This window comes from Roseburia faecis (genome assembly GCF_001406815.1).
GTDB lineage: Bacteria > Bacillota > Clostridia > Lachnospirales > Lachnospiraceae > Roseburia > Roseburia faecis.
In genome coordinates this window covers 82,906-90,715 of record NZ_CVRR01000009.1, presented here as the reverse complement: position 1 = coordinate 90,715, position 7,810 = coordinate 82,906, and the positions used below count along the sequence as shown (strand labels likewise).

The window sequence follows — 7,810 nt, the reverse complement described above, 5'->3', positions numbered from 1 at the left end:
AACGGTAATGTTCCAAACAACCTTGTTCCTTCTTGCATGGTATTCGCTGACAACCACTCTTTTTCAGGCAGTACAGTCAGATGTGTTCCTTTCCGATTGCAAATCATTCTTCCATGATGCAGCATCATTCATACAAACTTTTATTGGTTGGACGATTGATGCCGGGCAATCTGTGGCACAAATCAGCACAAAAATTCCAAATGAGATTATAGCCGGAATCATATATTGGTTATTGCTGATATTGGTTGTGGGAATATGTGTGGCAGGGACAGGAATACTGGCGATACTGATAGAAATAAAGGTTATAGAATTATATAAGAAAAACTGTTGGGATGTTATTACCCTACTGATGATACTGACAAGTGCGGCTGTCATCATTTATTTTGGAGAAGTAATTAAAAAAGCATTATCAATAAATCTGTTGTTCTTTTGGTTAATTTTACAAGGAATATATCTTACAATTCGACGCTATATAAGTCAAGATACTGATTGACTAGATACAAAATATTTGATAAAATATAAATAGAAATACAGCAGATCAAAGGCGGTAAAACTTATGAGAGCAAAGAAAGTGATTGTAGGGGTAGCTATTAGTGCAATGTTAATTTCTTCATCAATTCCAGTAATGGCATTTTCTGTTACAAACGGGAATAAGACATTTGATAAAAAGTGGGAATTGAGCACTACATCTGATGGCGGAAAAGGTGTTTTGACTTATGGTTATAATACTCTTGCTATTAATGAAGATTATGCACACGCATATCATTCAACTAAAGATCATTACGCATATGTCAAAAATGGAAATGGTTCTTTTTCGGGTTCAAATGTTGGTAAAGGTAATTGGTCTAAAATTGAGGTTGCTCATAAAGGAAATAGTATTACCTACGGTAATAGCTACTAAACAAAGGTTCGGGATAATGGCTGAGTGGTTGGAATTCCAACCACTCTTTTTTGTGGAGTGTATATAAATGAAGAAAAAAATAAAATATATAGGAATTGTTTTGGTTATTTTGTTCTGTTGCTATAATTTATTTTGGTACTTCGGGAGTTATAAACCATATAACGAATTTCAGAAAGACTTCCCTGAAATAGAAGAATCTGGAGTAAAAATTTACACAGATAAAGATGGATTCCAGTATAGTGTGTCTGTCCCTGATTATTTGCTTTGGAATGGAAATCTTGCGATAGCTGAGTCAGATGTTCGATATGCACTAATTATTTGGATAAAACCATTTCACCAAGGAATAAGTCAAGGCGTGCTATTTAATGACTATAAGGATTTGAATACTCAAATTATGTTGTCAAGTAGCAAAAAAGCTGAAGATCAAGAAGATCAATGGATTGTTGATGAAAATAGCACAATATTGACTACGATATTTGAAAAAGCAAATAAAGTATGGAATCTGGGGTTGAAATAAATGAAAGCAATTAAAAACTTATGTTTGTTTTGTTTCCTGATTTTTGGAATACTTATGCAATCTGAAATATTTCAAGATCAGCTTTGGAACTTTTCTACAGCATATTTTACGTCATCACGCTATGAAGTTGCTAGTGAAGATATGTCGCAGTTTCTGAAAGATGTATCAGAAACTGCAACGGAGAATGATGTACATATTTTTTCTCAGTACAATGAAATCAATAATAAATACCTTTCAACACTTCATATTTATGGCGATGATAAAGTAATCAGACAAACATTAAAAAATACTGCAAACATAGAAGAATCAGAATATACCGCTTTAGTTTCCGGAATTACGAAAGTAAAATTTCATAATCTCTCAGAATTGCAAAGTACCTCTGTGGGTTATGAAAACTTTATCTCATACATAGGAAATGAGGACAATATTATCTCTGCATATCAGAAATTATCAGAAAAATATAGCTTAACTTATCCAGAATATTGGAATTCTACGGAAAAGGACATGATTTTTATTATATGGGGTATGATTATTGCATTGATGATTGTTCTAAATGTAATTGAAGTGGTTAGGCGAAAAAAAGAGGTTGTTGTACGAGTTTCCTTAGGAGAAAGTGCTGGTTTCATAGCATTTAAGGCTGCTTTATTCGATGTAACTTTTGACATTGCATTATTTATTGTTGCAAAAATATTGCTGTCAAATTATATATCGGGAGCATATGAGAATAGACTCGTCACAATTTTATATTCCATTGGAATTATTCTTTCCACTATTCCATATTGTTCTTTTTGCTTTTTTGATATTAGAAAGGCATTCGCAAATGCAACACACAAAAGAGGAGTGGATTTTTTAATTTATTCGTTAAAATTTATAGCAGGGGTAGCCGCTGTTTTTACAATTATCACTAATATTAGTAGTATTCATAATAACCTATTTACAAATGAACATTTGTTAGAAGAATATTATGATGCAAATTATTTTACCGTAAAGACTACTGATTTTAATGCTGAAAAAGAAGAAGCTTTTTGGAATAAACTATACAAGAATGAATATAACACATTAAAGCCTGTAATATGCTTGAATATTTTAAATGATAAAAATGATGTGATATATGTAAATAATCATGCAAAAGATATGTTACAAGGTTTTACGAAGCAGATAAATGCAGTAGAGAATGAATCTTCTGATTTGATTATTTTCATTCCAAAGAATAGATATTTTGCTAAAAACAAGCAATTAGCCTATGACTCCTTGAGCCATGTTTTAAATCATGATAATTTACAACAATTAAATATTCAGTACATAGAGTATAGCGAAACAGAATACTTTTCCTATTTAGATACAAGTAGAATAAATGGTATCGAAAAAAGCAAAAATCCGATAATTATTTATCAGGCAAACAAAGATTTAGCAGTCAATGGTGGGTATCTTGAAAGCTATAAAGCAGGAGCAGTTTTATTTCAATGTGATGAAAAACAGCTAAGAAATATCAGCAAAAAGTATGAAGATATGCTTGGAAATTATCAGCTAGTAATTACAAACGTACATGAACAGTATTTATATAATCACACATTTTTAATAAAACTCGTGGGATTTTTAAGTTCTCTTTGTACGATTGTATTGCTTTTAAATATTATGATTATTGTTACCGTAAGTAGACTAGAGTTCCGAGAAAATGCAATGAAAATTTCCTTGATGAAAATCTTTGGATATAGTTTATTTGAACGGCACAAAACACTTCTTAAAATGATTGTAGTGGAAAATTTTGTGATATTAGTAGGTATGCTTATCTATTCTTTATTATCGGTACAGACTGAAGTAGGAATTAGCATTCTTGTTAGTTCATTTATGGCACTAATAGAATTTACAATTATTTTCTTTAATATCACAATTGTTGAAAAAACAAACATACCGAAATCATTAAAAGGAGGTTGCTTATGATAATAATTGAAAATCTATGCAAAGCATATAATGATAAAATTTTGTTCAAAAATTTTCATTTGGAAATTCCAGATAGCAGTTTTTTGGTAATTAGTGGCGAAAGTGGATGCGGAAAAAGTACTTTACTTAATATGATTGGAGGTATTGAAACTCCTGACAAAGGTTCTATTATTGTGAATGGTTTTGATGTGACAAAAAAAGGAAAAAAGCAGAAATATTTCAAAGAAGTTGTTGGATTTTTATTTCAAAATTTTGCCCTTTTGGAAAACAAAACAGTAAAAGAAAATCTAGAAATAATAAAAAAATCAGGTAGAACGGATATTTTAATAAATGAAGCTCTTGAAAAAGTTGGTTTACAGAAAGTAATTAACAAAAAAGTCTATCAATTATCTGGTGGCGAACAGCAGAGAGTTGCGTTAGCTCGTTTAATGCTAAAGAAATGTTCGATTGTATTAGCAGACGAACCAACTGGTTCCTTAGACAAAAAAAATAGTGAGATTGTTATGAATATATTGCATGAGTTAAGTGAACAGGGAAAAACAGTTATTGTTGTAACTCATAGTGAAGAAATTGTAGCACAAGAAAAGCATGTTCTATATTTATAATACCCATAATAGAAGAATATGTTCTTTCGGGAGACACCTCCTCTAAGAACATATTCTTTTGGTTAAAATTGATTATAAAGATACTTTTACTTCAGTATATTCGCTATATTGATGGGATATATATTTGCATATTATTTATATGGATAAGAATTATAACTCTAGTGAGTCTTCTGCATCTACCCACATCTGTAAATTACCCTCAAGATATAATCTTGCATATTCCAAAGGCTCATCCACAGCCAATGAAGTAAGCGCACATTCTGATCCGTATGTGGTTTTTAGATTTTTTTCAGCTTTCCAGCAATCAATGCGAAGCATATATCCGGCACTTGTGTAAACATCAATACTATCGTGATTTATGTTGTATTCTGCATAAATTGTTCTCATCGTATCTTATCTCCATTTTCTTTTAATAATCAGTTATAGAGTTAAATATCGAAAACATTTCAATCAGTTCACCATGTCGTTATTGTTATACTGTGTTATGAAATTTTCTTTCCCTTATTTTTTCCCATATTAAGGTTCATGAAAACCAATGTGAGAATATAACACAAGGGAAAGAGTAAGGGAAAGCTCACTTGCTACAAACTTAGTATTTTCAAGGGTTTGCGAAGAATTTGATAATTAAATATAACAGTTATTAAATTTCCTAAAATATGTGAAATATCAACTTGAATTTAACAAACCAATTACTTTTTTTGTAGGGGAAAATGGCAGCGGTAAATCAACTTTATTGGAAGCACTTGCCGTAGCACATGGTTTTAATCCTGAGGGTGGAACGAAGAATTATGTTTTTTCTACGCATGATACACATTCAGAGTTGTGTGATGCGATAAGAATTGCTAAAGGCTATCGGAAGGAAAAGTGGGGATATTTTCTTAGGGCAGAAAGCTTTTATAATGTTGCAACGCAGGAAGAAGAATATGCAGATATTACACATCCTTCCGCTAAATATCATGAAAAATCACATGGAGAGAGTTTTCTCGCATTAGCACAGAGCAATATGAATCCAAATGGCTTGTATCTTTTTGACGAGCCGGAAGCTGCATTATCGCCGCAGAGACAGCTTACATTGTTGATGCAAATATACAGATGTGCAAAAGAGGGAGCACAGTTTATTATAGTTACGCATTCGCCAATTTTGTTAGGAATACCAGATGCAGATATCTATTGTTTTGATAATGGACGCATACATCTGTGCGAATATGAGGATACAGAGAGTTACCAGGTAACAGAAATGTTTATAAATAATAGGCAGATGCTGTTGGATAGATTACTAACAGATTAGATAATAAAGAAATCGATAAATTCAAGTTTGTAAGGAACAGAAACTTTGAATTTGTAGGTGCGATTGATGAAGATTATTGAAGTTAAAGAAAATAAAAAACAATATCTTGATTTGCTCCTATTAGCAGATGAGCAGGAAAATATGATAGACCGATACCTTGATAAAGGCAAAATGTATGTGCTTGATGATAATGGGATTAAATGCGAGTGCATCGTTACCGATGAAGGAAGTGATGTGCTTGAAATCAAGAACATTGCAACTGTTCCAGACTATCAAGGCAAAGGTTATGCAAAATCCTTAATTGATTTTATTGTAGAGAAATATAGAGAGCAATATGCTATTCTACAAGTAGGAACAGGTGATAGCCCATTGACAATACCATTTTATGAAAAGTGTGGGTTTGTCCGTTCGCATATCATACCAAATTTCTTTACAGATAATTACGACCATCCAATATATGAGGATGGAGTACAGTTGGTGGATATGGTGTATCTGCAAAGGCCGTTATAAAGAAATTTTCAGTAATACGCTCTGTTGATGTGCTGATTTTTCTACGATATACTCCTTCAAAAAGGAGTGTGCTCTTATGGGTAGAGAAATTTATGACATCATCAATGACATGGCAGAAGTATTAAATGCATCGCAGATGCAGAAACTACAAGAGGTGTTGGTGAAATGATTATCTGAAAATGCCGTATATGATTATTTGCAGACAACGAATATGGACTTTCTAGATATGCTTTTAACTGCAAAGCATTTAGAAGGGTGTTCTGACAAAACAATACGCTATTATAGGTGTAATATTGAAAAGATGTTGGATACAATAAATATTCCGGTCATAAAGATAACGACCGAGATGCTACGAAAATATCTTGTAGAGTATCAAACGATAAATAATTGTGGAAAGGTAACTATTGATAATATTCGTAGAAGTCTTTCCACATTTTTTTCGTGGCTAGAGGAAGAGGATTATATTATAAAAAGCCCAATGAAAAGAATTCATAAGGTAAAGACTGCCGTTATTGTAAAAGATACCATTCCGGATGAGAAAATAGAAATTCTTAGAGATAATTGTAATAATCTGCGTGATAGGGCAATGATTGATTTTCTGCTTTCAACAGGAATTAGAGTAGGCGAATTGGTAAGGCTGAACATTGATGATATAGATTTCTCTGAGCGGGAATGCGTGGTTTATGGCAAAGGAGACAAAGAGAGGAAAGCATATTTTGATGCTAAGACCAAAATTCATTTGTTGAATTATATTGAATCAAGGACAGATAATAATATAGCGTTATTTGTGTCGTTAAACAAACAACACAGTAGACTTACTGAAAGCGGTGTGGAGTTATGATTACGAGAAATGGGGAAGAAGTTAGGTGTAGAAAAGGTACACCCACATAAGTTCAGAAGGACTATGGCCACCAGAGCAATTGAGAAAGGTATGCCGATTGAACAGGTACAGAAAATTCTGGGACATGAGCAAATAGATACAACGCTCAGATATGCAATGGTTAATCAAAACAATGTGAAGCTATCGCATCGAAAATATATTTCATAGATTGACTTGTAACGCAAAAGACGTTACAATAAAAGAAAGATGGAGGTGTATTCTATGGGAAAAACAGCAACATTAAATATAAGGGTAAATCCAGATGTAAAAGAAAATGCAGAAAGTGTATTGGCACAATTAGGGATACCAATGGCTACTGCTATAGATATGTATTTAAAACAAATATCATTAGTAGGAGGAATTCCCTTTTCTATTGTATTACCAAAAGCAGCTAATTCAGTGAATGCAGATATGATGTCTGCTACACAGATTCATCAAAAGTTAGAAAAAGGATATGCCGATATAGAGAAAGGAAATGTTGAGGATGCAGCTAGTGCGTTTGTGGCATTTAGAGAGAGGCATTAATGAAGCAATATAATCGCATTGCTGATGAAATACTTACATTAGACACTTTCCCGGAACGATTTAGGATTATGGATTCTGAGCCGGAAAAGAGAATGGAGTTGCGTAGAATGCTCGTCGATAATTATTCAGTGTTTTACACAATCCGTGACGAAAGGGTAATTGTAACGGATGTGTTATACACGGCATCTGATATAGAAGCACGTTTGAGAGGCGAGCTATAAAAGCACGCGTTTATTTGAATTTGTGAAGGAACTGATATTATGAAAGTGACTATTGAAGAACTGGAAGCATATTTGCTTGACCATTACAGTAATGGTGGAATCGACCAAAGTTTATTTATGAAACTCGTAGAAGAAATCGGTGAAGTAGCCGAAGTCCTAAATAAAAAAGCGGGAAGAAAAAAATCTGGTAGTGAGGATTTGCAAGCTCAACTGGGTAATGAACTGGCGGATGTGATACATTACGCTATTGCTATTGCTGCTTTGAATGATCTAGATATGAATCAAATCATTATCGAAAAGGATAAAGCCGCTTCTGTGAAATACAATCATAGAACCAATTTGGAACAGTTCATTGTTGATATGAGAAATAAAGAATTGGATAACTAACCTTCAGTCTTGTGGAGAGATTGAAAGCAACAGAA

General features: G+C 32.9%; 10 protein-coding genes and 2 pseudogenes. 11 read left to right on the top strand and 1 reads right to left on the bottom strand.

What is annotated here, in order from left to right:
- The 5 genes from M72_RS04975 to M72_RS04955 all read left to right on the top strand — a co-directional run.
- Positions 1–493, top strand: a 493-nt coding sequence (locus M72_RS04975) for a DUF6040 family protein (protein WP_055067412.1), incomplete at its 5' end; no start/stop codon positions are given.
- Between the two features lie 63 nt (positions 494–556).
- The gene (gene mdcF / locus M72_RS04970; RefSeq protein WP_005608346.1) at positions 557–901 is read left to right on the top strand and encodes a broad-spectrum bacteriocin mediterrocin MdcF; all 345 of its coding nucleotides are present in this window, start codon (positions 557–559) and stop codon (positions 899–901) included.
- Positions 902–968: 67 nt separating this feature from the next.
- On the top strand, positions 969–1,418 hold the full coding sequence (locus M72_RS04965) for a hypothetical protein (protein ID WP_004843525.1): 450 nt from the start codon (positions 969–971) through the stop codon (positions 1,416–1,418).
- On the top strand, positions 1,419–3,359 hold the full coding sequence (locus M72_RS04960) for a DUF1430 domain-containing protein (RefSeq protein WP_004843526.1): 1,941 nt from the start codon (positions 1,419–1,421) through the stop codon (positions 3,357–3,359).
- Positions 3,356–3,964 carry an ATP-binding cassette domain-containing protein gene (locus M72_RS04955; protein ID WP_004843527.1) on the top strand — a complete coding sequence of 203 codons (609 nt, stop codon included), beginning with the start codon at positions 3,356–3,358 and terminating at the stop codon, positions 3,962–3,964. Before M72_RS04960 ends, M72_RS04955 begins: the two co-directional genes overlap by 4 nt.
- A gap of 150 nt (positions 3,965–4,114) precedes the next feature.
- Here the strand turns inward: M72_RS04955 and M72_RS04950 are convergent, their stop codons facing one another.
- Positions 4,115–4,351, bottom strand: a complete 237-nt coding sequence (locus M72_RS04950) for a DUF6061 family protein (protein WP_004843528.1) — start codon at positions 4,349–4,351, stop codon at positions 4,115–4,117.
- 262 nt (positions 4,352–4,613) lie between these two features.
- Here M72_RS04950 and M72_RS04945 point away from each other — a divergent pair.
- The 6 genes and pseudogenes from M72_RS04945 to M72_RS04920 form a co-directional block, all read left to right on the top strand.
- Positions 4,614–5,252, top strand: a pseudogene (locus tag M72_RS04945) (AAA family ATPase); the annotation flags it as partial.
- A gap of 66 nt (positions 5,253–5,318) precedes the next feature.
- Positions 5,319–5,762: a GNAT family N-acetyltransferase gene (locus M72_RS04940; protein WP_055067408.1), complete on the top strand. Its 444-nt coding sequence runs from the start codon at positions 5,319–5,321 to the stop codon at positions 5,760–5,762.
- A 76-nt stretch (positions 5,763–5,838) separates the two neighbouring features.
- Positions 5,839–6,810, top strand: a pseudogene (gene xerA, locus M72_RS04935) (site-specific tyrosine recombinase/integron integrase).
- A 54-nt stretch (positions 6,811–6,864) separates the two neighbouring features.
- Positions 6,865–7,167, top strand: coding sequence for a type II toxin-antitoxin system RelB/DinJ family antitoxin (locus M72_RS04930; RefSeq protein ID WP_176694763.1), 303 nt, complete (start codon positions 6,865–6,867; stop codon positions 7,165–7,167).
- On the top strand, positions 7,167–7,388 hold the full coding sequence (locus M72_RS18050) for a type II toxin-antitoxin system RelE/ParE family toxin (protein ID WP_007886515.1): 222 nt from the start codon (positions 7,167–7,169) through the stop codon (positions 7,386–7,388). The genes M72_RS04930 and M72_RS18050 overlap by 1 nt, the downstream gene beginning before the upstream one ends.
- A 39-nt stretch (positions 7,389–7,427) precedes the next feature.
- Entirely contained in the window at positions 7,428–7,775 is a 348-nt protein-coding gene (locus M72_RS04920) for a MazG nucleotide pyrophosphohydrolase domain-containing protein (RefSeq protein WP_082413790.1), read from the top strand.
- Positions 7,776–7,810: the final 35 nt, after the last annotated feature.

Excerpts from the sequence above, each read along its gene's own strand:
- M72_RS04930 (WP_176694763.1), top strand. The coding sequence starts at position 6,865 with ATGGGAAAAACAGCAACATTAAATATAAGGGTAAATCCAGATGTAAAA.
- M72_RS04920 (WP_082413790.1), top strand. The coding sequence starts at position 7,428 with ATGAAAGTGACTATTGAAGAACTGGAAGCATATTTGCTTGACCATTAC.
- M72_RS04955 (WP_004843527.1), top strand. The coding sequence starts at position 3,356 with ATGATAATAATTGAAAATCTATGCAAAGCATATAATGATAAAATTTTG.
- M72_RS18050 (WP_007886515.1), top strand. The coding sequence starts at position 7,167 with ATGAAGCAATATAATCGCATTGCTGATGAAATACTTACATTAGACACT.
- M72_RS04960 (WP_004843526.1), top strand. The coding sequence starts at position 1,419 with ATGAAAGCAATTAAAAACTTATGTTTGTTTTGTTTCCTGATTTTTGGA.
- M72_RS04950 (WP_004843528.1), bottom strand. The coding sequence starts at position 4,351 with ATGAGAACAATTTATGCAGAATACAACATAAATCACGATAGTATTGAT.
- M72_RS04965 (WP_004843525.1), top strand. The coding sequence starts at position 969 with ATGAAGAAAAAAATAAAATATATAGGAATTGTTTTGGTTATTTTGTTC.
- mdcF (WP_005608346.1), top strand. The coding sequence starts at position 557 with ATGAGAGCAAAGAAAGTGATTGTAGGGGTAGCTATTAGTGCAATGTTA.
- M72_RS04940 (WP_055067408.1), top strand. The coding sequence starts at position 5,319 with ATGAAGATTATTGAAGTTAAAGAAAATAAAAAACAATATCTTGATTTG.